The sequence below is a fragment of the Photorhabdus sp. RM71S genome (genome assembly GCF_042879355.1).
GTDB lineage: Bacteria > Pseudomonadota > Gammaproteobacteria > Enterobacterales > Enterobacteriaceae > Photorhabdus > Photorhabdus kayaii.
This window is the reverse complement of sequence record NZ_JBHFKV010000010.1, coordinates 38,907-65,784: the sequence shown is the minus strand read 5'-3', so window position 1 is coordinate 65,784 and position 26,878 is coordinate 38,907. Positions and strand designations below refer to the sequence as shown.

General features: G+C 43.1%; 26 protein-coding genes and 1 pseudogene. 15 read left to right on the top strand and 12 right to left on the bottom strand.

The annotated features are described in order from the left end of the window. Positions 1-2: 2 nt before the first annotated feature. Complete coding sequence (rsmD, locus tag ACGF5R_RS08150) at positions 3-587, bottom strand: 16S rRNA (guanine(966)-N(2))-methyltransferase (RefSeq protein ID WP_262980432.1); 585 nt, start codon at positions 585-587, stop codon at positions 3-5. A gap of 158 nt (positions 588-745) precedes the next feature. Here rsmD and ftsY point away from each other — a divergent pair, with 158 nt between their 5' ends. The 5 genes from ftsY (at position 746) to ACGF5R_RS08125 (ending at position 6,190) form a co-directional block, all read left to right on the top strand. Beyond that, positions 746-2,020, top strand: a complete 1,275-nt coding sequence (gene ftsY, locus ACGF5R_RS08145; protein WP_387690418.1) for a signal recognition particle-docking protein FtsY — start codon at positions 746-748, stop codon at positions 2,018-2,020. 6 nt (positions 2,021-2,026) lie between these two features. Next, positions 2,027-2,692 (top strand): cell division ATP-binding protein FtsE, encoded by a 666-nt coding sequence (gene ftsE, locus ACGF5R_RS08140; protein WP_036776029.1) that lies wholly within the window; start codon positions 2,027-2,029, stop codon positions 2,690-2,692. After that, entirely contained in the window at positions 2,685-3,659 is a 975-nt protein-coding gene (gene ftsX, locus ACGF5R_RS08135) for a permease-like cell division protein FtsX (protein ID WP_112878267.1), read from the top strand. The genes ftsE and ftsX overlap by 8 nt, the downstream gene beginning before the upstream one ends. Before the next feature lie 437 nt (positions 3,660-4,096). Then, positions 4,097-4,954 (top strand): RNA polymerase sigma factor RpoH, encoded by an 858-nt coding sequence (gene rpoH / locus ACGF5R_RS08130; protein ID WP_112878268.1) that lies wholly within the window; start codon positions 4,097-4,099, stop codon positions 4,952-4,954. Between the two features lie 96 nt (positions 4,955-5,050). Beyond that, positions 5,051-6,190, top strand: coding sequence for a glycerate kinase (locus ACGF5R_RS08125; protein ID WP_387690415.1), 1,140 nt, complete (start codon positions 5,051-5,053; stop codon positions 6,188-6,190). Here the strand turns inward: ACGF5R_RS08125 and panM are convergent. Next, on the bottom strand, positions 6,178-6,576 hold the full coding sequence (gene panM, locus ACGF5R_RS08120) for an aspartate 1-decarboxylase autocleavage activator PanM (protein ID WP_387690413.1): 399 nt from the start codon (positions 6,574-6,576) through the stop codon (positions 6,178-6,180). The genes ACGF5R_RS08125 and panM overlap by 13 nt on opposite strands. Before the next feature lie 515 nt (positions 6,577-7,091). Here panM and ACGF5R_RS08115 point away from each other — a divergent pair. The 7 genes from ACGF5R_RS08115 to ACGF5R_RS08085 all read left to right on the top strand — a co-directional run bounded on the left by ACGF5R_RS08115 (position 7,092) and on the right by ACGF5R_RS08085 (position 14,551). Next, complete coding sequence (locus tag ACGF5R_RS08115; protein WP_112878270.1) at positions 7,092-8,204, top strand: branched-chain amino acid ABC transporter substrate-binding protein; 1,113 nt, start codon at positions 7,092-7,094, stop codon at positions 8,202-8,204. Positions 8,205-8,265: 61 nt separating this feature from the next. Then, on the top strand, positions 8,266-9,192 hold the full coding sequence (gene livH, locus ACGF5R_RS08110; RefSeq protein WP_112878271.1) for a high-affinity branched-chain amino acid ABC transporter permease LivH: 927 nt from the start codon (positions 8,266-8,268) through the stop codon (positions 9,190-9,192). Continuing rightward, positions 9,189-10,466, top strand: coding sequence for a high-affinity branched-chain amino acid ABC transporter permease LivM (locus ACGF5R_RS08105; RefSeq protein WP_387690411.1), 1,278 nt, complete (start codon positions 9,189-9,191; stop codon positions 10,464-10,466). The genes livH and ACGF5R_RS08105 overlap by 4 nt, the downstream gene beginning before the upstream one ends. After that, entirely contained in the window at positions 10,463-11,236 is a 774-nt protein-coding gene (gene livG, locus ACGF5R_RS08100; protein WP_112878273.1) for a high-affinity branched-chain amino acid ABC transporter ATP-binding protein LivG, read from the top strand. Before ACGF5R_RS08105 ends, livG begins: the two co-directional genes overlap by 4 nt. Before the next feature lie 2 nt (positions 11,237-11,238). Further along, entirely contained in the window at positions 11,239-11,940 is a 702-nt protein-coding gene (gene livF / locus ACGF5R_RS08095) for a high-affinity branched-chain amino acid ABC transporter ATP-binding protein LivF (protein WP_112878274.1), read from the top strand. 920 nt (positions 11,941-12,860) lie between these two features. Continuing rightward, positions 12,861-13,262, top strand: a complete 402-nt coding sequence (locus ACGF5R_RS08090) for a hypothetical protein (protein ID WP_112878275.1) — start codon at positions 12,861-12,863, stop codon at positions 13,260-13,262. 29 nt (positions 13,263-13,291) lie between these two features. Next, positions 13,292-14,551 (top strand): insecticidal delta-endotoxin Cry8Ea1 family protein, encoded by a 1,260-nt coding sequence (locus ACGF5R_RS08085; RefSeq protein ID WP_112878276.1) that lies wholly within the window; start codon positions 13,292-13,294, stop codon positions 14,549-14,551. A gap of 876 nt (positions 14,552-15,427) precedes the next feature. Here the strand turns inward: ACGF5R_RS08085 and fis are convergent. The 5 genes from fis to ACGF5R_RS08060 form a co-directional block, all read right to left on the bottom strand. Next, positions 15,428-15,724: a DNA-binding transcriptional regulator Fis gene (gene fis / locus ACGF5R_RS08080; RefSeq protein ID WP_010847912.1), complete on the bottom strand. Its 297-nt coding sequence runs from the start codon at positions 15,722-15,724 to the stop codon at positions 15,428-15,430. 25 nt (positions 15,725-15,749) lie between these two features. Then, entirely contained in the window at positions 15,750-16,715 is a 966-nt protein-coding gene (dusB, locus tag ACGF5R_RS08075; RefSeq protein ID WP_112879751.1) for a tRNA dihydrouridine synthase DusB, read from the bottom strand. 283 nt (positions 16,716-16,998) lie between these two features. Beyond that, positions 16,999-17,889, bottom strand: coding sequence for a 50S ribosomal protein L11 methyltransferase (gene prmA / locus ACGF5R_RS08070; protein WP_112879752.1), 891 nt, complete (start codon positions 17,887-17,889; stop codon positions 16,999-17,001). 41 nt (positions 17,890-17,930) lie between these two features. Further along, positions 17,931-19,376: a sodium/pantothenate symporter gene (gene panF, locus ACGF5R_RS08065; RefSeq protein ID WP_112879753.1), complete on the bottom strand. Its 1,446-nt coding sequence runs from the start codon at positions 19,374-19,376 to the stop codon at positions 17,931-17,933. Next, positions 19,366-19,608 (bottom strand): YhdT family protein, encoded by a 243-nt coding sequence (locus ACGF5R_RS08060; RefSeq protein WP_112879754.1) that lies wholly within the window; start codon positions 19,606-19,608, stop codon positions 19,366-19,368. The genes panF and ACGF5R_RS08060 overlap by 11 nt, the downstream gene beginning before the upstream one ends. Before the next feature lie 469 nt (positions 19,609-20,077). Between ACGF5R_RS08060 and lhgO the strand changes: the two genes are divergently transcribed. Beyond that, positions 20,078-20,938, top strand: a complete 861-nt coding sequence (gene lhgO, locus ACGF5R_RS08055) for an L-2-hydroxyglutarate oxidase (RefSeq protein WP_387690409.1) — start codon at positions 20,078-20,080, stop codon at positions 20,936-20,938. Here lhgO and ACGF5R_RS08050 read toward each other — a convergent pair. Beyond that, positions 20,934-21,116: pseudogene (locus ACGF5R_RS08050) on the bottom strand (IS110 family transposase); the annotation flags it as partial. The gene lhgO and the pseudogene ACGF5R_RS08050 sit on opposite strands and share 5 nt — an antisense overlap. 157 nt (positions 21,117-21,273) lie before the next feature. Here ACGF5R_RS08050 and ACGF5R_RS08045 point away from each other — a divergent pair. Then, a complete protein-coding gene (locus ACGF5R_RS08045; RefSeq protein ID WP_240000857.1) occupies positions 21,274-21,528 on the top strand; it encodes a hypothetical protein in 255 nt (84 codons plus the stop codon). 67 nt (positions 21,529-21,595) lie between these two features. Here the strand turns inward: ACGF5R_RS08045 and accC are convergent, their stop codons facing one another. The 4 genes from accC to ACGF5R_RS08025 all read right to left on the bottom strand — a co-directional run bounded on the left by accC (position 21,596) and on the right by ACGF5R_RS08025 (position 25,096). Beyond that, entirely contained in the window at positions 21,596-22,945 is a 1,350-nt protein-coding gene (gene accC, locus ACGF5R_RS08040; RefSeq protein ID WP_112879262.1) for an acetyl-CoA carboxylase biotin carboxylase subunit, read from the bottom strand. A 12-nt stretch (positions 22,946-22,957) separates the two neighbouring features. Further along, positions 22,958-23,428, bottom strand: coding sequence for an acetyl-CoA carboxylase biotin carboxyl carrier protein (gene accB / locus ACGF5R_RS08035; protein ID WP_387690407.1), 471 nt, complete (start codon positions 23,426-23,428; stop codon positions 22,958-22,960). A 29-nt stretch (positions 23,429-23,457) separates the two neighbouring features. Beyond that, positions 23,458-23,910, bottom strand: a complete 453-nt coding sequence (gene aroQ / locus ACGF5R_RS08030) for a type II 3-dehydroquinate dehydratase (protein ID WP_112879260.1) — start codon at positions 23,908-23,910, stop codon at positions 23,458-23,460. 208 nt (positions 23,911-24,118) lie between these two features. Next, positions 24,119-25,096 (bottom strand): MDR family oxidoreductase, encoded by a 978-nt coding sequence (locus tag ACGF5R_RS08025; RefSeq protein WP_112879259.1) that lies wholly within the window; start codon positions 25,094-25,096, stop codon positions 24,119-24,121. Positions 25,097-25,738: 642 nt separating this feature from the next. Here ACGF5R_RS08025 and mreB point away from each other — a divergent pair. Beyond that, positions 25,739-26,782, top strand: a complete 1,044-nt coding sequence (gene mreB, locus ACGF5R_RS08020) for a rod shape-determining protein MreB (RefSeq protein WP_011148194.1) — start codon at positions 25,739-25,741, stop codon at positions 26,780-26,782. Positions 26,783-26,878 lie beyond the last annotated feature (96 nt).

Below are 26,878 nucleotides of genomic sequence, written 5' to 3'. Positions count from 1 at the left end.
CGTTATGCAGGTAAGTAACGGATATAGAGCCGGTATGCGACTTGTCCGGCGACTTTTTCACGATGAAGTTGCCAGTTAACAGGCACATCAATCGCCGTTGATTCAGATTCAGCCTCAACATAAATCCAGCTTTCATCTGCCAGCCAATTTTGCTCTTCCAACAATTTTATGGTTTCGCTAAGCATTCCTTTACGAAAAGGAGGATCAAGGAAAACGACATCGTAGGGTTTTCCTGATTGGGATAAATAGGTTAATGCACTGTCGTTAATGACCTCGGCGTTTTGGGTACTGAGCAGATCCAAATTCGCGGAAAGCTGTTTGGCTATATTACGTTCATATTCAATTAGGGTAACTTGGGCTGCATAACGAGAAAGCGCTTCTAATCCAAGCGCTCCGCTTCCTGCATAGCAATCCAAGCAGTGTGCTTCCTGAATAACTGGGGATAGCCAGTTAAATAGCGTCTCTCTGACGCGATCTGTCGTTGGACGTAATCCAGGGCTATCCGGTACAGGTAATTTTCGGCCTCGCCATTTTCCGCCAATAATGCGGATTTGTCCCATTGATTGCCGTTGTGATTTCTTTGCCATAATTTGCGTAACAGTTGTTAAGACTTACAGGCATTAATTTACCATGAAATTCATGATTGATATGTGTTGAGCTATTACGAAAATGTTAGACTGTTTCTAATTTCGTTATTATTCCTTGTTGTAACGCCATGATTTAACCTTGAGGAGTGCAGTAGCTAATGGCAAAAGAGAAAAAAAGAGGCTTTTTCTCCTGGTTCGGGCGTGGCCGTCAGGAAGAGCAGCAAAAAGAAGAACAATTGGCGGCAGAGCAGGCGGAACAACAGCGTGTTGCAGAGGAAGCCGCAAGGTTAGCGGCAGAGCAGGCAGAACAGCAACGCCTTGCTGAGGAAGTTGCGAGATTTGCGGCAGAGCAGGCGGAACAGCAACGTCTTGCAGAGGAAGCCGCAAGGTTAGCGGCAGAGCAGGCGGAACAGCAACGTCTTGTAGAGGAAGCCGCAAGGTTAGCGGCGGAGCAGGCGGAACAAGTACAAACCGAACAGCCAGTTATATCAAAAGAGCAAGAGCGTCCGACTAAAGAGGGCTTTTTCTCTCGCTTGAAACGCAGTTTGGTTAAAACTCGTCAGAATTTAGGGTCCGGTTTTCTTAGTCTATTCAGTGGTAAAAAGATCGATGATGACCTATTTGATGAATTGGAAGAGCAGTTATTGATTGCTGATGTTGGTGTCGATACTACCCGTAAAATCATTAGCAGTTTGACAACGCATGCCAGCCGTAAAGAGCTAAAAGATGCAGAAGCGTTGTATGCCAAACTGAAAGAAGAGATGTCTGGTATTCTGACTAAAGTGAATAAACCCCTGGACATTGAAGGAAAAACGCCGTACGTCATTCTGATGGTTGGTGTTAATGGTGTGGGAAAAACCACGACAATTGGTAAATTGGCTCGTCAATTTCAGGCACAAGGTAAATCTGTCATGCTGGCAGCCGGAGATACTTTCCGTGCAGCCGCCGTTGAACAGTTACAGGTGTGGGGGGAACGTAACCATATTCCGGTAGTGGCGCAACATACTGGCGCAGATCCTGCTTCCGTGATTTTCGATGCTATTCAGTCAGCTAAAGCCAAAGGTGTCGATGTCCTGATTGCAGATACCGCAGGTCGTTTGCAAAATAAATCTCATCTGATGGAAGAATTGAAGAAGATTGTCCGAGTGATGAAAAAACTGGATGAAAATGCTCCACATGAAATTATGCTGACATTGGATGCCAGTACCGGTCAGAATGCGATAAATCAGGCTAAACTATTCCATGAAGCTGTTGGGTTGACAGGCATCTCATTGACAAAACTGGATGGTACTGCCAAAGGTGGAGTAATTTTCGCCATTGCTGATCAGTTTGAAATTCCTATTCGTTATATTGGGGTTGGTGAAGGAATTGAAGATCTACGGCCATTTAAGGCAGACGACTTTATAGAGGCACTTTTTGCCCGAGAGGATTAATTACCTATGATTCGCTTTGAACAGGTCAGTAAAGCTTATCTGGGGGGACGGCAAGCCCTGCAAGGGGTGGATTTTCATTTGCGCCCTGCGGAAATGGCATTTCTAATCGGTCACTCAGGGGCAGGTAAAAGTACCTTGCTGAAACTGATCTGTGGCATTGAGCGGCCTAGTGCCGGACATATCTGGTTTGCCGGTCATGATATCAGCCGGTTAAAAAGCCGTGAGGTACCTTTTCTACGTCGTCAGATTGGTATGATTTTCCAAGATCATCATCTGCTGTTGGATCGGACAGTATACGATAATGTGGCAATGCCGCTGATTATTTCAGGTGCAAGTTCTGAAGATATCCGTCGTCGGACTTCTGCTGCTCTGGATAAGGTTGGTCTGCTGGACAAAGCGAAAAATTTCCCAATTCAGCTTTCAGGGGGAGAACAACAACGCGTTGGCATTGCTCGTGCGGTTGTGAATAAGCCGACTGTTTTGTTGGCGGATGAACCTACCGGTAATCTGGATGGTGAGTTGTCAGAGGGTATTTTACGACTGTTTGAAGAATTTAATCGGGTTGGGGTGACAGTGCTGATGGCGACCCATGATATGGCACTGATTGAAAGACGGAAATATCGTATTCTGACTCTGAGCCAGGGCCGTATGGCGGGAGAGCATCATGGTTAAAAATGTGCGTAAGGCAGCGGGGAAAGTAACAAGATCGAAAAGTAAAGTTTTACAAGGAGGATGGCGTGAGCAGTGGCGCTATGCTTGGATGAATACGTTGACAGATATGTCGCGTCAGCCGTTGGCAACTTTGTTGACCGTGATGGTGATTGCTATCTCCCTGACATTGCCAAGTGTTTGTTACATTGTATGGAAGAATGTCAGCCAGGCTGCAGAGACATGGTATCCCTCCCCTCAACTGACGGTATATCTCGATAAATCACTGGATGATAGCAGTGCTCAGAAATTAATAAGTGAGCTGAAAGCACTTGATGGTGTGGATAATGTCAACTATCTCTCACGTCAGGAAGCAATGACAGAATTCCGCGCCTGGTCTGGCTTTGGTAGTGCGCTGGATATGCTGGAAGAGAATCCGTTGCCCGCGGTGGCTATTATCACACCGAAAATCGATTTTCAGAGTTCACAGACGCTGACCACGCTGCGTGATAGAGTTTCTCAGGTTAAAGGTATTGAAGAAGTTCGGATGGATGATAGCTGGTTTGCTCGTCTGGCAGCGCTGACAGGTCTTATCGGTCAGATTGTGACAGTAATCGGTATTCTGATGATCGTTGCGCTGTTTTTGGTCATCGGTAATAGTGTGCGTCTCAGTATCTTCAGTCATCGTGATACGATTAACGTGATGAAGCTTATTGGTGCAACGGATGGCTTTATTTTGCGCCCGTTCCTCAATGGTGGTGCTTTGTTAGGGGCTTTGGGGGCAATTTTATCGTTAATTTTGTCTGCACTGTTGGTGTGGAAACTTTCTGATGTTGTCACACAGGTTGCCAGTGTATTTGGCACGACATTTAATTTACATGGGCTTTCATGGGATGAGTCCCTGCTGCTAGTTTTGCTCTCCGCAATGATTGGTTGGGTCGCTGCTTGGTTAGCGACAACTCAGCATTTGCGTCATTTTACGCCAGAATAAAACGGTAATTTTCTCAACAGGCTGAGCGAAATCAGCCTGACAACGCAATAATCATCTCCTTTTTCCTAGGGTAAGAATTTCTTATTCATTGATTTAAATCTAAAATCATGATTTTCTTCTGTGTAGAATTAATTAAAAAGGTGCTTGTACTCTCCCGGTGAACCTGGCGGGCGCTTTTGTGAAATGGAATTAATATTTGTCGGGGATAGTACAAATAAAGGTAGTTGCATAAATATAAAACTATCTGTTATTTTTTGTTCTGTGAACCCATTATCGGGATGGTCGGTGCTGAAATTATTACTCTTCCATGGATCTGTGACTTGAATATGCACATTCTGGTGATAGACTGTACCGCTGTATGTTGAACGTTGGTTCTCATATACACTGGTGTAATCTAATCCATACTAACGATTTGAGCCTTATTTGAGAGGATTTGAATGGCCAAAGAAATGCAAACCTTAGCGTTAGTTCCTCAAGGAAGTCTAGAGGGCTATATCCGCGCCTCTAATACTTATCCAATGCTGACAGCAGAGGAAGAGAAGGAACTGGCTGAAAGGCTGCATTACCAGGGAGATCTGGATGCAGCTAAGAAGCTGATTCTGTCTCATCTGCGCTTCGTTGTTCATGTCGCTCGTAGCTATGCTGGTTATGGGCTACCTCAGGCGGATTTAATTCAGGAAGGGAATATTGGCCTGATGAAAGCAGTACGTCGTTTTAACCCGGAAGTAGGGGTGCGTCTGGTTTCTTTTGCCGTCCACTGGATTAAAGCTGAAATCCATGAATATGTACTGCGTAACTGGCGTATTGTTAAAGTTGCAACAACTAAAGCACAGCGTAAGCTGTTTTTTAATTTGCGTAAAACTAAACAGCGCTTGGGGTGGTTCAATCAGGACGAAGTAGAAATGGTCGCCAAAGAACTTGGCGTGACCAGTAAAGATGTGCGTGAGATGGAATCTCGTATGTCAGCGCAGGATATGGCGTTTGATATGTCTGTCGATGATGATAGTCAGGAAGGTCAACCGGTTGCGCCAGTGCTGTATCTTCAGGATAAAGCATCTGATTTTGCAGACGGCATTGAAGAGGACAATTGGGAAAACCATGCGGCTGATAAATTATCGGTAGCGATAGAAAGCTTAGATGAGCGCAGTCAGGATATTATCCGTTGCCGCTGGTTAGATGATGATAATAAATCTACCCTGCAAGAACTGGCGGATAAGTATGGTGTTTCTGCGGAGCGTGTACGTCAGCTTGAAAAAAATGCCATGAAAAAATTGCGTGTAGCCATTGAGGCATAAATTAGGGTGATTTTGCGTTAACATATTCATAATTAAAAAGGCGATAATGGTTTATCGCCTTTTTTGTTTTATTTTTCATTGTTGTCATCTAATCCTATGAAAATTGTTATTGCACCTGATTCATTTAAAGAAAGTCTCAGCGCCTTACAGGCCGTTGAAGCGATAGAACAGGGATTTCGTGAAATCTATCCACAAGCTGAATACATTAAATTGCCGATGGCAGATGGGGGGGAAGGTATAGTTGAATCAATGGTAGCAGCTACTGGTGGAAAGATTATATGTCTGTCGGTCACCGGTCCGTTAAATCAGCCGGTGGATAGTTTTTTCGGCGTGCTAGGTGATGGAGAAACCGCTGTTATTGAAATGGCGGCGGCTTCTGGCTTACATTTGGTGCCGATGGAAAAGCGTAATCCGCTGATAACCACGACTTATGGTACCGGTGAGTTGATGTTGGCTGCTTTGGATCAAGGTGTCAGAAAGATAATTTTAGGCATTGGTGGTAGCGCGACTAATGATGGCGGTGCCGGTATGATGCAGGCGTTGGGGGCTTGTTTGCTTGATTCTGATGGTAAAACGTTGGAGGCTGGCGGGGCTGCGTTAAATCGGCTTGCTAAAATTGATCTTTCCGGTTTGGACGTTCGTTTGAGTCGGACTGAAATTATCGTCGCCTGTGATGTGACTAACCCGTTATGTGGTGAGTTTGGTGCATCTGCTATTTTCGGGCCACAGAAAGGGGCGACACCAGAGATGGTGAAAAAGTTGGATGCAGCCCTGCGCCATTATGGTGAGAAAATTGAATTACTGACGGGCATTAAGGTCATTGACGTACCCGGTGCAGGAGCAGCAGGGGGAATGGGCGTTCCTTTACTTGGTTGGTTGGACGCTAAATTGCAACCGGGAATTGATATTGTTATCTCCACGCTGGAATTGGAAAAGGCAGTACAAGGCGCTGATCTGGTTATTACTGGTGAAGGACGAATGGACAGCCAGACTATTTACGGTAAAACGCCGATTGGTGTTGCTCGTATCGCCAAAAAGTATGCTATTTCAACCATTGCATTGGTTGGCAGTATAAGTCAGAACTATAGCATCGTTCATGAGCACGGATTGGATGCCGTTTTCTCAATTATGCCCGGCGTTTGTTCTCTTTCTGACGCTCTTGCTTGCGGGCATGAGAATTTGAGGGTGACTGCCCGCAATGTGGCTGCGGTCTGGAAAATGGGTCAGCTAAAATAAGAATTTGACTTGGCATCGTAGTAAAAACCACAGGCACTCATAAAACCTTTTAATGCTGGTTCGTTAGCATCTGAGAACCCTTCAAGGCTTAATTTCCACTGGTTAGCAGTGGGATGTTGAGCTTTTATTTCATTTATCAAATATAAACCCACTCCCCGGCGGCGTGTTATTTCACGGACACATAAATCTTTAAGCAGGCCGGATTGATCACTGAAAGTCACTTTTACTGCGGCCAGTAATCTATCATTAAAACGAGCAGCGAACAGTTTATTTTCATTTTTTAACCAACTTTGCCATTGCTCTGGAGCCTGTTGAGGCCAGATTTTCTTTAGATCAATTATATCTTGTGCTGATAAAACAGTAAGTTGTTCAATAGTTAACTTCATGGTTTTTCCATATCAATTTTAGTTGCATAGATCGATAGAGTGTCGCGTAACCGCTTTTATACGTTGCTGGAAAAATGTTTTTAACATGATCGATATTTCGAGTTAAAGATTGCTTTACTAATATTTAACCAGAATATCACACTATGTTTTGTCTAAATTCCAATCAACTTTGGCGGTATTTTATTCTGTAATTAATGCTTTTATCTACCTTGTTAATTTGATTTTAAGCATGAAATGCTATTTTAATAGCATGAAAAATAAAATCTTATTCATAAAAATTACTTTATCTAATCAGAGATCACAAAAAATCACGGTTATCCCATTAGATAATCGGAGATCTATACCCTATGGATTTTAAGATGCATCGCGACGGCAAGGGAGCGAATCCCCGGGAGCATAGGTAACTATGTGACCGGGGTGAGTGAGTGCAGCCAACAAAGAGGCAACTTGAAAGATAACGGGTATAAAAGGTAAACACAATAAATTAGACCAATAACAACACGGGGATAAATAAAATGAAAATCATAACAGGTAAAACACTATTAGCAGGCTGTATTGTCATGATGATGAGTCACTCACTGTGGGCACAAGAGACCAAAGTGGCGATTGTAGGAGCAATGTCTGGTCCAGTTGCGCAATATGGTGATATGGAATTTACTGGCGCACGTCAGGCGATTGCAGATATCAATGCTAATGGTGGTATTAATGGTAATAAGCTGGTGGGGGTTGAATATGATGATGCGTGTGACCCGAAACAGGCTGTTGCTGTCGCGAATAAAGTGATTAATGACAACATTCGCTATGTTATCGGCCATTTATGCTCTTCCTCTACTCAACCGGCATCTGACATCTACGAAGATGAAGGTGTCATTATGATTACACCAGCGGCAACCAATGCCGATCTGACAACTCGTGGCTACCAAATGATTATGCGTACTACCGGGTTGGATTCTGATCAGGGACCAACGGCAGCGAAATATATTGCTGAAAAGATTAAACCTCAGCGTATAGCTATTGTTCATGATAAACAGCAATACGGTGAAGGGTTGGCTCGATCTGTTCTCGATAAATTGAAAAAAGCGGGAGCCAATATTGTCTTGTTTGAAGGCGTTACTGCTGGTGATAAAGACTTTTCGGCTCTGGTTGCCCGCCTGAAAAAAGAGAATGTGGATTTTGTCTATTTTGGTGGCTACTACCCTGAAATGGGGCAAATTCTGCGTCAAGCTAAACAGTCTGGTCTGAATATTCGTTTTATGGGGCCGGAAGGTGTAGGTAACTCCTCGCTATCCAATATCGCTGGAGTTGCTTCTGAAGGAATGTTAGTCACCCTCCCTAAGCGTTACGATCAGGTGCCGGTGAACAAAGCTATTGTTGAGGCGATCAAAGGTAAGAAAGGTGATCCGACAGGTCCGTTCGTCTGGACAACCTATGCTGCTCTGCAATCTCTGGCTGCGGCAATGAACCGTACCGGTAGTATGGAACCGATTGATTTGGTGAAAGACCTGAAAGCGAATCCAGTAGATACCGTAATGGGGACACTAAGCTGGAATGCCGTTGGCGATCTAAAAGGGTTCGAATTCGGTATTTTTGAATGGCATGCAGATGGTTCTTCTACTTCTGTGAAGTAAAGTCATCAGAACAGTCGTCAGCTTCTGTTTGTCAGGAGCTGTTATTCCAGAGGTACAACGTATGTCAGAGCAATTTCTCTATTTTTTACAACAGATGTTAAATGGAGTGACTCTGGGTAGTACTTATGCATTGATTGCCATTGGTTATACGATGGTTTATGGCATTATCGGGATGATTAACTTCGCTCACGGTGAAGTTTACATGATTGGTAGCTATGTCTCCTTTATTGTGATTGCGGCTCTGATCATGATGGGCGTTGATTTGGGCTGGTTGCTGATTACTGCTGCTTTTTTAACATCAATTGTCATTGCTGCTGCTTATGGTTGGAGTATTGAGCGAGTGGCTTACAGGCCAGTTCGTCATTCCAAACGTCTGATTGCGCTGATTTCGGCGATTGGGATGTCTATTTTCTTGCAAAACTATGTCAGTCTGTCACAAAGTTCTCGCGATCTGGCATTGCCTAGCCTGATTACCGGGCAGTGGGTATTAGGCGAAAGTGATGGATTTTCTGCCAGTATTAGCGCAATGCAACTGACCATCTGGGTAGTGACATTTCTTACCATGCTGATATTGACAATATTCATTCGCTACTCCCGTATGGGACGTGCCTGCCGTGCTTGTGCGGAAGATCTGAAAATGGCCAGTTTGTTGGGGATCAATACTAACCGAATGATTTCCTTAACCTTTGTTATCGGTGCAGTCATGGCTGCAATAGCCGGTGTTTTGTTGGGGCAGTTCTACGGTGTAATAAATCCGTATATCGGTTTTATGGCAGGCATGAAAGCTTTCACCGCAGCAGTATTGGGAGGAATTGGTAGTATTCCAGGGGCGATGATTGGTGGCTTGATTTTGGGAATTTCTGAAGCCTTAACTTCTGCTTACTTGAGCACAGAATATAAAGATGCCGTTTCTTTTGCTCTGCTCATTGTTGTGCTGTTGTTTATGCCGACTGGAATCTTAGGACGTCCAGAGGTAGAAAAGGTATGAAACATGCTAATTGGGTGAATGCTATTATCGCCTCAGTCGCTTTATTTGTGTTGTCTGCCTTTATGATGGGGATGCAGTTGTCGCTGGAGGGTACGAAGTTGGTCGTCCATCGTGCCGATGAAGTGCGATGGTTATGGATTGGTATTGGCTGTGCGGTTGTTTTTCTGTTCCAGCTATTGCGTCCGGTTGTTCAGCAGATAATGAAGAAAGTACCGATTAAAAGCTGGTCGTTGCCGGATTTCGATGGCTCAACCAAAGGACAAAAGTTACTGGCAATATTGGTCATTATTGCTGCAATTATCTGGCCGTTTATTGTCTCCCGTGGTAGTGTTGATATTGCTACATTGGCGTTAATTTATGTCATGCTAGGGTTGGGTTTGAATGTCGTGGTTGGTTTGTCGGGGTTGCTGGTGCTTGGGTATGCAGGTTTTTATGCTATCGGTGCTTATACCTACGCTTTGCTAAGTCACTATTACGGATTAGGGTTTTGGCAGAGTTTGCCGCTGGCGGGGTTAACGGCTGCTTTATCGGGGTTGTTGTTGGGCTTTCCGGTATTGCGATTGCGAGGTGACTATCTGGCAATTGTTACGCTTGGTTTTGGTGAAATTGTTCGCATTCTACTGTTGAATAATACTGAAATAACCGGTGGTCCGAATGGTATCAGCCAGATCCCAAAACCGACTTTCTTCGGGCTGGAATTTAACCGCAGTGTGAAAGAGGGAGGTTGGGATACTTTCCACAACTTCTTTGGTTTGAAATACGATCCCAGTGATCGGGTCATCTTCCTTTATCTGGTGGCGTTACTGTTGGTAATACTGACAGTATTTATTATTAATCGACTACTGCGTATGCCATTAGGTCGCGCATGGGAAGCGCTGCGTGAAGATGAGATTGCTTGCCGCTCTCTTGGTCTGAGTCCAACCCGTATTAAACTGGCTGCGTTTACTATCAGTGCAGCATTTGCCGGTTTTGCGGGTACTTTATTTGCTGCCCGGCAGGGTTTCGTCAGCCCAGAGTCCTTCACTTTTGCTGAATCTGCTTTTGTGCTAGCGATTGTGGTACTCGGAGGGATGGGTTCACAGACTGCGGTGATTCTAGCCGCCATTTTGTTGGTGGTTTCCCGTGAGATGATGCGTGATCTGAATGCCTACAGTATGTTGCTGCTAGGGGCAATGATGGTATTGATGATGGTTTGGCGCCCGCAAGGGTTGCTACCGACAAAACGCCGTCATGTCAAATTGGAACGACAGGTACAGGGAGGAAAGCAAGCATGAGTGCAACACCATTATTGCAAGTTTCCGATCTGACCATGCGCTTCGGTGGTTTGTTGGCGGTTAATAACGTTGCCCTGAGGCTAAATCAGGGTGAAATTGTTTCTCTTATTGGCCCTAATGGAGCAGGGAAAACCACGATCTTTAATTGTCTGACAGGATTTTATTGTCCGACTAGCGGTACGATAAAGCTGCGGGAAAAACATCTGGAAGGGTTATCTGGGCAGGCTATTGCTTGTCTGGGTGTTATCAGAACATTCCAGCATGTGCGGTTATTCCGGGAGATGACAGTGATAGAGAATCTATTAGTGGCGCAGCATCAGCATCTGAAAAGGGGCCTTTTTGCTGGCCTTTTTAAAACGCCGGCATTCCGCCGGGCAGAATCTAAGGCCGTAGATTGGGCCATAACTTGGTTAGAACGGATTGGTTTATTACCACTGGCAAACAGACAGGCAGGTAATCTGGCATACGGTCAGCAACGGCGTTTGGAGATTGCTCGCTGCATGGTGGTTCGTCCGGAAATTTTGATGCTGGATGAACCTGCTGCGGGTCTGAATCCGAAAGAGACAGAAGAGCTTAATGCTTTAATTGCTGAACTAAGGGAACATCATCAAGTTTCTGTATTGCTGATTGAGCATGATATGAAATTGGTGATGGGAATTTCAGATCGTATCTATGTTGTTAATCAGGGAATGTCTTTGGCGCAAGGGAGGCCAGAAGAGATTCGTAACAATCCGGATGTTATCCGGGCATATCTGGGCGAGGTGTATTAATTATGTTGGAATTTAAGCGGGTATCCGCCCACTATGGGGAAGTTCAGGTGTTGCATCAGGTTAGCCTGAATATTCAGCAGGGAGAAATTGTCACTCTGATTGGTGCAAATGGCGCAGGAAAAACAACATTGCTCAGCACCTTATGTAGTGAACCCAGAGCAACTGAAGGTTCCATTATTTTTCGTGGTCAGGATATCACCCAATGGTCGACATCTCGTATTATGCGTGAGGACATCGCGATTGTTCCTGAAGGTCGCAGAGTGTTTGCTCGTATGACAGTGGAAGAGAATTTGGCAATGGGCGGCTTTTTTGCTGATAAGACTCAGTATCAGCGGCGCATTGAGCGGGTTTATGATTTATTTCCGCGTTTACAGGAAAGACGTAACCAGCGGGCTGGAACGATGTCCGGTGGTGAACAGCAAATGTTGGCAATTGGCCGCGCTTTAATGAGTCAGCCACAATTATTGTTGCTGGATGAGCCTTCATTGGGACTGGCGCCGATAATTATCATTCAGATTTTCGATACTATACAGCAGTTGAGGGAAGAGGGGATGACAATCTTTTTAGTTGAACAGAATGCAAATCAGGCATTGAAATTGGCTGACCGAGGATATGTATTGGAAAACGGTAAGATCGTACTAGAAGACAGCGGGTCTGCATTATTGGTTAATGAAGCAGTGAGAAATGCGTATTTGGGAGGATAGAGGCGTATTCTTTTTCACAGGAAGAGAATTCAGATGGTTGATTATCCTCGTAGTACTGGGAAGGTTGTTTTTCCCAAGGTGAGGATGCCATTAATGATGCTTTAAGTTTGGTATTATCTGGAATTGGGGCAACGAGTGTGGTTTCAAATGCTTTGAAATCTGCCCTCATTTTTTCTGTATTTTTTCGTCATATTTTAAGCGACATAATTTATTGGTGGAGTAATGGAAGGTCAATTAACTGTATTCAGCATATTTGAATAGCTAAAATCTACAGTCAAAATTATTTTCTATTATGAAGTTAATTTTTTTTCATCAGAAAGAGGGTGATTTTAAAAATACTCATCTGTTATCTTGTAAAAAACATAATCAATTGATAATAAAAAGATTATTTATGCGGATGTAACAGTAATATATGGTTAAGATAATAGATTGTTTATTATCATTTTATAGTTACTGTATAAAGATGAAATTGGAAAATAAAAATAGAATTTTATAATGCTATAGTAATCAATATTGATATTATTAAATTCAAGTGGATAACGTAATGTTAATAATTTGAATTTTAATATTTTTGTATATATTTTTTATATCTCATATAATTTCATTAACTCTTAAATAATAGTGATTTCATTGAAGAAGGACATTGACACGAACTGTATCTCTGCTATAGTTTTTATATTATTGTGATTTTTTTAGATATGTCTCGTTAATGGCTTACTTATAATATGGATATCTTAATGTTCTGGTGAGTTATTGTGGTATGTAAAGTCCACGTAATATATCGGGGAATTAATTTCCAAAGATAATAGTAGTTCTATGATAGTTAAAGAGTATCTTTAATTAAGTGGTAATACTGTTTTTGAAAATATTTATATGCAAGTTGAGTATGTTTTATTTAAATTTTAATGAGGAAAATAAATATGTCTAGAATAACCATTGTTGTTGATTCAGATGAGCAGAAAGCAGAATTTTATTCTAATTCTCCTGTTCCAGTATATAAAGATTTAAATGCAGTTGGTCCTTTGAGTGATCTGACTATATCACCTCATGCTAGTGTGGAGGTATTTAGAGTAGACACCCCAATAATTCCAGAATCCAGAAGCTCTCTGAGAGTTGTAAATACAGGGCTGGCAAATAGTGTTACGGCTAAATTTTACTGGTCTCATAGTTTTACCTCTGAATGGTTTGAGGCTGGTTCTATAGATGTAGGATTAGGAGAAGATAAGGTATTAAACGTGCCTAGCAGCTCTTTTTATTATAGTAAATTTGTTATCTATAATAACACGGATAGAGTGGCTTATGTTACGGCAAATTTGGTTTAAACATCTTATTTTAATTTAAGGGTTTCATTATGCATACAGAAAATGTTTTAGACCTCAGAACCATTGTGGCTAATGAATATGCGGTAAAAACGAGTGCATTAGAGTGGGATGTTACTGATATTGTAAAAAATGCAATCATAGGGGGTATATCTTTTATACCTTCGGTTGGTCCTGCGATATCTTTTTTAGTCGGTTTATTCTGGCCTCAATCGAAAGAAAATATATGGGAAGGGATTGTCAAACAAATTGAGAGGATGATAGAGGAGTCTGCGTTAAAGACGATTAAAGGTATCCTTGCGGGTGATATTGCATATATACAAGAGCGAATGGCAACCGTTGCTGATCTTCTTGATAAGCATCCAGGCTCTGACGAAGCGAGGAGTGCTTTTAATAACCTGGCAGAAAATATAGATGGTTATCACAAAAAATTTAATAATTTTTCGGATGATGTTAACTATCAAATATTACCCATGTTTTCTACTACGGTTATGATGCAGATAACCTATTGGGTTGCTGGTCTAGAGAGAAGAGCTGAAATTGGGCTTAGTGATATTGATATTGAAAAAGTCCGAGGATTAATCAAAAAGACGGTAGAACAGGCTAATAGTTATATTAATGATATCTATGATAGAGAGCTTAATGATGCTCTTAATAACTCGACTGCCGACACTGTTGCAAATAATGTTATGTCTGTTCATGGTCACTGTCGTTTACATGGGATTGAATATATCAGTATTTGGGATAAATTGAGTGAAACCGAGTCAGTAAATAATAGAATCTATGTTGATGTTTTAAGTTATTCTACTTTCTTTGACCGTCAAACAGCAAAAGCCAGAATTCAGGCATTGACTCCAGAGAAAGATATGGCTCCACCTCTCAAACCAGCTCTTAATGGAGGGAAGAGAAGAAAGATAGATTCTTTGATGGGACATATTGTACGTATTGGAGGGGCTCCGAGAGTGGGAGGGCTGACAGTTGTATTTGATGATGGTAGTAGCCATCGATTAGGTACAATATCTGGTGAGACGGCATCTATTTCTTTGAATGGTAGTCGAATTACCAGTTTGGAAGTATGGGGCAATGGTGCTGTTGATAGAGCGGTATTTACTTTGAGTGATGGTCGTTCATTGTTATTTGGCGATCCTGGAACATCTCGATATAGGAAATTTTATGTTGGTGAAAGTCACTATATTTCAGGGATATATTTGTCCAGTGATTACAGCCCATTAGCAGGTCAGGCAGCAAATATTGCTGTATCTTATCAGTTGATAAATGATGATGAAAAATAATAGCTTTTAATAAGGTATATTTATGTACGTAGAATGTTATTAGCTTTTATTTGATTACCTTCTTTATTTGATGCAATTGCCGACGTCTATGTTCATATGGTGAATAGCTATTTTGATGTTGGCAATTTTTGTATATTATCTCAATAACTACTTACCTCAGTAACTACTTACCTCAATAACGATGTTCCATATATATCCAATGGATTTCAAGATGCATCGCGACGGCAAGGGAGAGAATCCCCGGGAGCATAGCAAACTATGTGACCGGGGTGAGCGAGTGCAGCCAACAAAGAGGCAACTTGAAAGATAACGGGTATAAGCAGACATATATTCTCTTAGGGAACGATCGGTCATTTTCTTGAAAAAGATGGTGAAAGCGCTATCACTGGAAAATTATAAATTATTAGCAATCGGGTAGGAATATTTAAAAATTACAGCGACAAAGTATTTATAGCGAAATCTAAATGAAGATCGTGTCTGAAAAATACCGAAATTTCGTATTTACAACAAAATATTCCTACAAGGAAATGATAAATTTATATAAAAATATGAAGAAGATATATACAAGATAACGTAAATAAAGGAAAATTTGACTATAAAATTCCATTAAAAATGGCCCACTAATATCTTTCTGAAATATAAACGCAGATTGATTTGCGGTTTGCGGAAATCTCTACCAAGCACAAAGGAAAGCGTTATGAATGACGAAAGCATTAGATTCTAAGTTATATTTTATCAATACAGTTTCATGCAATGGCTAAAGAGCATTGCAACGCTGTTATTCCAGTAGCACCAATCCTCTACCGGTGAATTTGGCAAAAAAGGCACTTTACCAAGAGGTACAGCGCCTTTTTTAATGAACTAACGGTTAATTAATTAGTTCATGCCATATTTTTTCAATTTCTTACGCAGTGTGCCACGGTTGATGCCCATCATCAGGGCAGCGCGCGTTTGGTTGCCACGGGTGTATTGCATCACCATGTCCAACAATGGCTGTTCCACTTCAGCCAATACCAACTCATACAGATCATTAACATCTTGACCGTTTAATTGAGCAAAATAGTTCTTCAGTGCTTGTTTAACTGAATCACGTAAAGGTTTTTGGGTTACCTGATCTTGTGAATTTACAGTAGCAACGGTTAGTACGTCAGAATTTACGCGTTGTTCGAACATAGTTCTGTCAGCTCTTTTCTTTATATTACGCAAAATTTTCGAAATATGCCCCCAACACCTCCAGCTGTTCGCTGGCATCCTCTATGGTGTTGAATGTGCGCCGGAACTGGTCATCAGGAGCATGTTCCCGGAGATACCAGGATACATGCTTACGTGCTATACGGGCTCCTTTGCCTGGACCATAAAAGTCGTGCAATTCCTGTATATGCTCGTTCATTAAACGCTGCACTTCGCCAATCGGCATCGGTGACAGCAGTTCTCCTGTTGCCAGATAGTGCTGGATTTCCCGGAAGATCCAGGGTCTTCCCTGAGCAGCGCGGCCTATCATCAGGGCATCAGCCCCGGTGTATTCAAGCACTGCTCTGGCCTTAAGCGGGTCAGTAATGTCACCATTGGCAATAACCGGGATGGCAACAGTCTGCTTAGCTGTCCGAATATTGTCGTACTCTGCCTCTCCGTTAAACAAACAGGCACGAGTCCTGCCGTGGATCGTCAGAGCTTGGATACCACAATGCTCGGCCAATTGGGCAATCTTTACACAGTTTCGTTCTTCTGGCGACCATCCAGTGCGGATTTTCAGCGTAACAGGAACATCTACTGCGTTTACAACGGCAGAAAGAATTTTTTCCACCAATTCAGGGTAACGTAGTAAAGCCGAGCCTGCTAGCTTACGATTCACTTTCTTGGCTGGACACCCCATGTTGATATCAATGATCTGAGCACCATTAGCGACGTTGATCTTCGCTGCTGCTGCCATTTCATTGGGATCACTGCCAGCAATTTGCACGGAACGAATCCCCGGTTCGTCACTGTGAACCATACGTAGCCGGGATTTGTCTGTCTTCCAGACCTGTGGGTTGGAAGAAAGCATTTCCGATACTGTCATACCTGCACCCATTTTGTAACATAGTGACCGAAACGGGCGGTCAGTTATGCCAGCCATTGGGGCCGCAATAAGACAGTTTTTCAGCTGGTATTGTCCGATACGCATAGACGAAGAAAGAGTGGCCATACTGTGACTGCAAGGGCGCGTATATTACGCATTTTTCGCAAAATATGAAAGGCCAAACTTTGAGCAAATCGTCATTTGTCACAACTTTTTTCCAGCTTTTCTTCTGTGGTAAATATAATTATTCATAAATAACATGGTGTTATATGTTATTGGTAAAGTTTATCACTTAGGATTTTTCTACCAGCAAGTTTGCTGACAGCACGGATTATCATCAATAAGCGATCAAAATTTGCACTTGAAATTATAACAAAATAAAATAATTTTAATTTGTTGTTATTTTTACCCCAGATATCCGGCACCATTCTTCCTGTTCCGCAACCGGATCGATTACAAATTTATCAGTATAGGCCTGAATAACACTTTCTGCTTGGTTTGTTAAAATGCCCGATAGACCTAACAGGCCACCCGGTTTTGGTAATGCGCCAATCACAGGGGCGAGTTCACGCAGAGGGCCTGCCAAAATATTAGCAATTACTACATCAGATTCAAGATCGGTTGGTGCATCTTTCGCCAAATATAGCGTTAAACGCTCCAGAACGCCATTACGTTCTGCGTTGTCTCGGCTGGCCTGAATAGCTTGTGGGTCGATATCTATGCCAATAGCGTGTGTTGCACCGAGCTTTAGCGCAGCAATTGCGAGTATGCCGGAACCGCAACCAAAATCGATAACCGTTTTACCTTCCAGATTGAGGCTGTCTAGCCATTGCAGGCATAACGATGTGGTTGGGTGAGTACCTGTACCAAAAGCCAGTCCAGGGTCTAGCATAACGTTGACAGCATCTGGATCAGGGACGTCGCGCCAGCTTGGACAGATCCATAAGCGATTGCCAAAACGCATTGGGTGGAAGTTATCCATCCATTCACGTTCCCAATCTTTGTCTTCCAACTGCTCGATCTTATGAATAAATCCTTTACCTAACTCAGGAACTTGTTCGAGCTGGCTGATCACAGCTTTCATATCGGTTTCAGCATCATACAGTCCGATGACATCAGTATCTCCCCATAAACGGGTCTCGCCCGGTAAAGGTTCGAATACAGGGTTATCGTGGCTGTCTTGAAAGGTGACGGAGACTGCGCCATTTTCTATCAGAGTATCTCCAAGGGATTCAGCGAGCTGTCCTGTGGTATTTAATCGAAGTTGTATCCAAGGCATAAAAAATTCTCCTTAATTGGAAACGAGTTAAAGTAACTCACTTAATGAGATCTGATCACTTTTTGCGGTAATCGCTGACCGAGGGTATTACCCATCCAAAAAGCCAACAAGCTAAGTAGTAATGATGGCACGATCGGATGGAAGCCCAATAGATGGATATTGAAACTAGCGAGCAGAGTGTAGCTTATTGCCCCTGTAATCATCGAACTGACAGCGCCATAGGCATTGGCTTTTTCCCAATACAGACCCAGTACTAATGGCCAGAGGAATACGGCCTGTAAGCCACCGAAGGCCAATAGATTCAGCCAGATAATCATCTCGGGTGGGCGCCAGGCGGCTAAAAGTAGCAACAAACCAAGAATCAGGGTAGAAAAACTGGAAATTCGGGCCAGTCTTTTTTCCTGTACGATTTGTTGTGGAAACAGGTTTAGGTAGAGATCTTTGACGATTGTGGCAGAAGATTGCAGCAGTTGTGCATTAATTGTGGACATAATGGCGGCCATCGGCGCGGCTAGAAAAATTCCAGCAGCGAATGGTGGCAATACAGTGATCATCAATGTTGGGATCACCTGATCGGGAATGGTCAGATCAGGAATAATGGCTCGACCAATTGCGCCTGCTAGGTGCATACCAAACATGAGGATCGTCATGACGATGGTTCCGATGATGATCCCACGGTGAACAGCTTTGCTATCGCGGTAGGAGATGCAACGAACGGCAGTATGAGGTAATCCAATTACCCCAAAACAGACCAGTATCCAGAACGATGCCATGAAAGGTCCGCTAAGGATATGATCTGCGCCTTGTGGGGAAACCAGCTCAGGATTAATTGTTCGTAATGTGGTGACCGCCTCTGACAGACCTCCTGCCTTATAGATAATCGCCACCAGCAGTAGAACAGTGCCTAGCAACATTACCAGCCCTTGTAGGGCATCATTGAGGACACTCGCTCTGAACCCCCCAAATGCGGTATAGAGAGCGATAGAGATACCGAAAATCATTAATCCAGTGCCATAAGGGATACCCGCAGCAGTTTCTAGCAGGCGTGCGCCGCCAATAAACTGAACGGTCATCGCGCCAATAAAAGCGACTAAAAGACTTAGGCTGGCAAACCAAACCAGAAAACGACTGCCATAACGGGCATACAACATGTCATTAAGGGTGACGGCATTATAGCGACGGGCAAGAATGGCAAATTTTTTACCTAACACACTCAGGGAAAGCCATATTGCCGGCAACTGAATCAGCGATAGTAATACCCATCCCAAACCATATTTATAGGCTGCTCCTGGCCCGCCGATGAATGAGCTGGCACTGATATAGGTGGCAGTAATGGTCATTGCCAATACAAAGCCGCCCATTGAACGGTTGCCAAGGAAATACTCAGTCAGGAAGGTGCCTTTCTGGTGGCGTCGATAAGCGTAAACTGACAGGAGAAATACCAATGCAAGATAGCCAAGCAGAGGTAAGATAACTTCACTTTGCATTCTCATCCTCCAGCGGGACTTCTTTGAAAATAAACTTCACCATTAACCAGCAGAGGATAATGAATACAACTGGTAGTAACAAACATGCCATTTCAAACCAGCGAGGTAAGCCGGTGACACCGGGAGCATCACTGGGTAAATAGGCTGTCAATAGCCAGCCAATAAGATAAGCAAGCGTTAGGAACACGGCCCAAAGTGCTTCTTTATGGGATTGAACAAATCGTCTGTCCATTCGTTCTTCCGGTAATTAAATAAGATGGGAAGGAAAGGATTGTACGGCAAGATGCGAATTCATTCAGGAAAAATGTGATACGAAGTAAGTCATTTGAGTTTTGCTTAAAAACTTTTCTACATGAATAGATTATCTCGTATTCTTGTAGCATAACTCATATAAGGAAATGCGTTTTTATCATATTTTTCCTATAAGATGATGGGTAATGTTATAGACAAATTTAGGTTGTTTATTTATTGGTGACTAATACTGTGAAAAGCAATATGCAATACAATGAAATTAAATTATTACTGATAATAATTTATCTGATATTGGTTATCATAATTTGCTATTGAGGGAAAAATCGAAAATATCGGAAAAACATTTTTATCAATAGTGACATTAGTATAGGTGTAGTTTTACTCATTGAAAAAAATCTAGAAAAATAGGCTGAACGGTAGCTGAATCAATAATAGGGAATAAATAAAGTATGTATGATTATATTATTGTCGGTATTGGTATTGTTGGGCTTGGTGTTGCTAATGCATTGCAGGAAGTTCGGCCTGGCATCAAGATATTGATGTTGGATAAAGAGAACATGCCAGCCAGCCATCAAAGTGGTCACAATAGCAATGTAGTACATTCAGGCATTTATTATAAACCTGGCAGCTTGAAGGCCCGCCTGGCGACGCGTGGTAATAAAACTATGTTCTCTTTTTGTCGCCAGCATGGTTTGTATCATGATCGTTGTGGCAAAGTCATTGTTGCTACACAACCAAAAGAATTACCATTACTGGAAAATCTTTATCAGCGTGGATTGCAAAATGGTCTGGAAGTTAGCCGTCTAAACCGTTTGCAACTCAATGAGCGTGAGCCGCATGTCAACGGATTGGAGGCGTTACTTGTTCCCGATGCTGGTATTGTGAACTATAAAGAGGTGGCTGATAAACTGGCAGAAATTATCCAGCAGCGTTGCGCTACCTTGATTTATGGTCAAATGGTTACTGCCATTAGAGAGAATAGTGACAGAGTAGAAGTTGTTACGCCACAGAATAGTTATCAGGCAAAATGGTTGATTAATTGCGCCGGATTGCATAGCGATCGTATTGCTCGTTTGTCTGGCTATGATATTGGTATGAAGATTATTCCCTTCCGTGGTGAATATTATGTGTTGAATAGTGAAAGAAATTACCTGGTCAACCATTTGATCTATCCAGTACCTAATCCAGATTTTCCTTTTCTTGGTGTACATTTTACCCGTATGTATAACGGTAAACGTGATATTGGTCCAAACGCGGTACTGGCATTTAAGCGTGAAGGCTATAAAATCTATGGTCACCCCCGTTTATAAAGTGCGCCCCACCGCAGGACTCCATCACTACGGTTGCAGCCTTGCAGGAACCGAGAAAATTCATAAGCTGAGTGCGGGAAAACTTCTTACGCAGCAGGGCGTTACCCTGCCTGTCCTGACAGTGGACATGGAGGGAATGTTTACCGAGATCGATACCAATAAGCGTAACGTTTTGCATGATGGTTCCCTCTAAAATAAAATACCCTGCTAGCGTACCTCTCACAGGGTGGGTGTGACCATCTTGTATCTTTAATCTGGCAGATCTGAGTGAAATATTGGGCTACCGTGGTTTTTGGAAAATTGCACGTACCTATTTTGGCGAAGGAGTGGCGGAGATGTGCCGTTCATTATGTAAAAAACGGTTTGTCGCTAATGCTCGTTGTCTGATACCTGAACTTAATGCTGAGGATATTGTTTCTGGCCCCGCAGGTGTGCGTGCTCAAGCACTGACTGCCGATGGCAAGCTGGTTGATGATTTTCATATCGTGACGGGTATGCGCTCACTACACGTTTGTAATGCGCCTTCACCAGCAGCGACTGCTTCAATTGAAATAGGTCGTGAAATTGTTCAGCAATATTTGCCTGTGTGAATGTAAAATAGATGAAAAGGAGCGTTTGAACGCTCCTTAAAAACATGCTGATGTCATTAAACCAGTTTTAAGTTTCCTGTAATCCCAGTTTTTTCTCCAGATAGTGGATATTCGTGCCACCATTCTGAAAGTTTTCATCATTCATAATCGTCTGTTGAAGCTCAATATTTGTTTTGATGCCATCAATGATCAATTCTGCCAATGCATTTTTCATACGGGCAATGGCATTGTCACGATTTTCACCGTAAGTAATCAGCTTACCAATCATTGAATCATAGTAAGGGGGAACGGTGTAGCCAGCATAAATATGCGATTCCCAACGTACTCCAAATCCACCCGGTGAGTGGAAGCGGGTAATTTTACCTGGGCTTGGCAGGAATGTGTTCGGATCTTCGGCATTGATACGACACTCAATGGCGTGACCACGAACAACAACATCTTTCTGCTTAATTGAAAGTGGCATACCTGCGGCAATCCGCAACTGCTCTTTAATCAAGTCAACACCGGTAATCATTTCTGTAACGGGATGTTCGACCTGAATACGGGTGTTCATCTCAATGAAGTAGAACTCGCCGTTTTCATACAGGAATTCGAAAGTACCGGCGCCACGATAGCTAATTTCGATACATGCGTTAGCACAACGTTCACCAATACTGCGGCGCATCTCTGGCGTAATACCCGGAGCAGGAGCTTCTTCGACAACTTTCTGGTGACGGCGTTGCATAGAGCAATCACGTTCAGCCAGATAAATTGCTTGACCTTGACCGTCGGCCAATACCTGGATTTCAATATGACGTGGATTCTCAAGGAATTTTTCCATATAAACCATATCGTTATTGAAAGCAGCTTTTGCTTCCGCACGGGTCATATTGATTGATTGTTCCAGATCTTTATCACTGCGGACGACGCGCATACCGCGACCGCCGCCGCCGCCGGATGCTTTGATGATGACAGGATAGCCGATGCGTTTAGCGATGGTTTTGTTTTTCTCTGTGTCATCAGACAATGGACCATCAGAGCCAGGTACACAAGGAACGCCCGCTTTTTTCATCGCATTGATAGCAGAAACCTTATCACCCATCAGGCGGATCGTTTCTGCTTTTGGACCGATAAAAATAAAGCCAGAACGTTCAACCTGTTCAGCAAAATCTGCATTTTCAGACAGAAAACCGTAGCCAGGGTGAATGGCTACTGCGCCAGCGATTTCTGCCGCAGAAATAATCGCAGGGATATTAAGATAGCTTTTTGCAGAAGCTGCCGGGCCGATACAGATAGTTTCATCTGCCAGCAGTACGTGTTTTAAATCACGATCCGCAGAGGAATGTACCGCAACGGTTTTGATCCCTAACTCTTTACAAGCTCGCAGGATACGCAGGGCAATTTCACCACGGTTAGCAATTACAATTTTATCAAGCATGGGAACGCCTCGTTATTCGATGACGACCAATGGCTCGTCAAATTCAACGGGTTGACCGTTTTCCACAAGAATCGCTTTAACCACACCTGCTTTGTCGGCTTCAATCTGATTCATCATTTTCATTGCTTCAACGATGCAGAGGGTATCGCCCACATTGACACGTTGGCCGATTTCGGTAAACGGTTTCGCATCTGGGCTAGGCGTACGATAGAAAGTACCTACCATTGGAGAACGAACAACGTGGCCGTCGATTGCAGCCGATCTGTCGCTGATCGTTTCTGGTAGAGCCTGAGAAGGCGCAACAGCGCTAGCCAGCGCAGGTTGTTGCGCTTGGACGGGAATATATTGTTGAGCTGCCGGAAAACTCTGGGGGGCTAATGCGCGGCTGATGCGCACTGACTCTTCCCCTTCAGAAATTTCCAGTTCAGAAATGCCAGATTCTTCAACCAGCTCGATCAGTTTTTTTATCTTACGAATATCCATGAGTGTGATTCCGTACTCTTCTGTTTTATTTAGTTGAGTTTTGACAAGCGGTTTACCGCTGCCTGTAATGCAAAGCTATAGCCATCTACCCCTAAACCGCAGATTACACCAACAGCAAGATCTGAAAGATATGAGTGATGACGAAATGGCTCGCGGGCGTGAACATTGGAGAGGTGGATCTCAATAAATGGGATCTTTACAGTCAGCAATGCATCACGCAGTGCCACGCTGGTATGCGTGAATGCAGCAGGGTTAATCAAGATAAAATCAGTATTACCCTGTGCAGAATGAATTCTATTTATCAGCTCAAATTCTGCGTTGGATTGCAGGTGACTGAATTTGACCCCTGATTGATGGGCTTCTTCAGACAATTTGCTGACGATATCATCAAGCGTTAAGTTGCCATAGATATCAGGTTCCCGGGTTCCTAACATATTCAAGTTAGGGCCATTAAGGAGTAAAATGTGAAACTTGTCTGCCATTGTGCTGGTATCTCCGGCAATTTGTCAACAACTGCCCAACATAATCCTATATTAACGATTTGTCATCTTTTTATAACAGCCACAAGTTCATTTCGGCGACAAAGCGCGACATTATAATGATATCGTAGCATTTAGCAGCTAAATACTGGTCTTATCAGAAAAAATGTCAAGAATAAAACCACTGTACTTTAGAGGCTAATCACAATTCTTAACGAACTCTTACCAATGTACGTCCTGTAACCTGGTTAGCTATCAATTTATTAGCGTATTCCACCGCTTGGTCTAGTGTGATTTCAGTCGTTGCTTGTTGATAAAAAGCAGCAGGTAGTAGCTCTTGCAGACGTTGCCACACGGCGGGGCGTTTGGCTGATGGAACCGTGACCGACTCTACACCTTGCAGGCGTATGTTGCGTAAAATAAATGGCATCACTGTTGTTGGCAGATTTGCATTGCTGGCAAGACCGCAGGCTGCAACGGTACCGTTATAGTGAGTTTGGGCCAGTATTGTTGCCAGTACATTATCGCCTACAGTGTCAATAGCTCCGGCCCAAAGTTGTTTTTCCAATGGGCGAGGCGGTTGGCTAAATTCATGGCGTGGCAAAACCTTTTTTGCCCCTAGGGATAACAAATAGTTATGATTTTCTTGTCTACCGCTAACGGCAACAACGGAATAGCCAAGTTGTGAGAGTAGTGCTATCGCCGTACTTCCTACACCACCACTGGCACCTGTCACAATAACATCACCATTTTCTGGCTTGACGCCACCTTGTTCCAAGGCGATAACACACAGCATTGCGGTAAAGCCAGCAGTACCAATGATCATTGCCTGTCGGCTATCTAAACCAATGGGTAAAGGCGTTAACCATTCCCCTGAAACTCTGGCTTGTTCTGCCAAGCCACCCCAATGATTTTCTCCTACGCCCCAGCCGGTTAATAAAACATGCTGGCCGATATGAAAACGCGGATCTTCTGTGTGGTGTACGATTCCAGAGAAATCAATACCCGGTATCATTGGGAATTGGCGGATAATTTTCCCTTTACCTGTGATTGCCAATGCATCTTTATAGTTCAGAGTTGACCAGTGAATATCGACGGTAACATCCCCCTTGGGAAGATGAGAAGTCTCAACTTCTTCAATGGATGCTGTTAATTGATTCTGTTGTTGTTTGAGTAGCAAGGCTTTCATTGATCGTTCCGTTTTCTGTAATTGATTTTGTCATTAAATAAGAATAGATAAAAATGGGTGATTTACATAAGGAATATAAGAAAAAATAAAGTGTTGATGGATTGTGAAACAGAATCTGTTCACATTTTTTCTATGATGTCGGTATCGGATTTCAGACTATTACCTATCGCAATCTATTTCAGAAAATTCTGTTTTTTATTATTTATTAGCAGAAAGTATTGTATTTTAGTCGCAATTTATTACATCATTAATTTGTTCACTACATAGACTACGTACTTGTAGTTAACTATTGGAAATAGTGAGCAAAAGTGTGGGTCTTATGTGAACTTACAAGAATCGTTACTGGTCAAAAAACAGGAGCGGATTTAGCCGGTTACGGTATCCGTGCCATAATGTTGAATTATGTAAAATCAGGTGGTTCTTGCATTTAGTTATGGAACAATTGGTAAAATTAACCCATTTTTATGCAGTTTTTTTCTGCTCCGTTTGGGAGAAGTAACGTAGAATATCGCTCTGTTGATATGAATAACGTAGCCACTTTTTTATTGAAGCAAGTGCTTGTGTGCCTTGTCGCTGCTTCATGTGGTTGGTAGAGTAGACGGGTTTCGTTCCGTCCCCAGCTTGCAGGATTATCCTTTCGCTATGTTTAAAAAATTTCGTGGCATGTTTTCCAACGACTTGTCTATTGACTTGGGTACCGCCAATACCCTTATTTATGTCAAAGGTCAGGGTATTGTATTGAATGAACCTTCTGTCGTCGCAATCCGTCAGGATCGTGCTGGTTCATCGAAAAGTGTTGCTGCCGTTGGGCAGGAAGCAAAGCAAATGCTGGGTCGAACACCGGGTAATATTGCGGCAATTCGTCCGATGAAAGATGGGGTGATTGCCGATTTTTATGTTACAGAGAAGATGCTGCAACACTTTATTAAGCAAGTTCATAGCAACAGTTTCATGCGTCCAAGCCCGCGAGTTTTGGTTTGTGTACCGGTTGGTGCAACTCAGGTTGAGCGTCGGGCAATCCGTGAATCTGCACTCAGTGCTGGCGCTCGTGAAGTATTTTTGATTGAAGAACCTATGGCTGCGGCGATTGGTGCAGGCTTACCTGTTTCTGAAGCCACGGGTTCAATGGTTGTGGATATTGGTGGTGGCACTACGGAAGTGGCGGTTATCTCTTTGAACGGGGTTGTTTATTCATCTTCTGTACGTATCGGTGGTGATCGTTTTGATGAGGCTATTATCAATTACGTTCGTCGTAATTATGGTTCACTGATTGGTGAAGCAACGGCTGAGCGTATTAAGCACACGATCGGTTCTGCTTATCCTGGTGATGAAATGCTGGAGATTGAAGTTCGTGGTCGTAACTTGGCTGAAGGTGTGCCACGTGGCTTTACGCTTAACTCCAATGAAATTCTTGAAGCTCTGCAAGAGCCTTTAACGGGTATTGTCAGTGCTGTCATGGTCGCTCTTGAGCAGTGTCCTCCAGAATTGGCTTCCGATATTTCAGAACGAGGTATGATCTTGACCGGGGGTGGTGCATTATTGCGCAATCTTGATCGTTTACTGATAGAGGAAACCGGTATTCCTGTCATTGTTGCGGAAGATCCATTGACGTGTGTTGCTCGTGGTGGCGGGAAAGCACTTGAAATGATCGACATGCATGGCGGTGAACTCTTCAGCGAGGAGTGAGTGTTAACTTGCAAGTGAGGGGGGAATGACGGGCAGCTCAGACCTCCTTGCGATTGCTGTCTGGGAATTCCATTGTTTATGAAACAGTACAGTTTG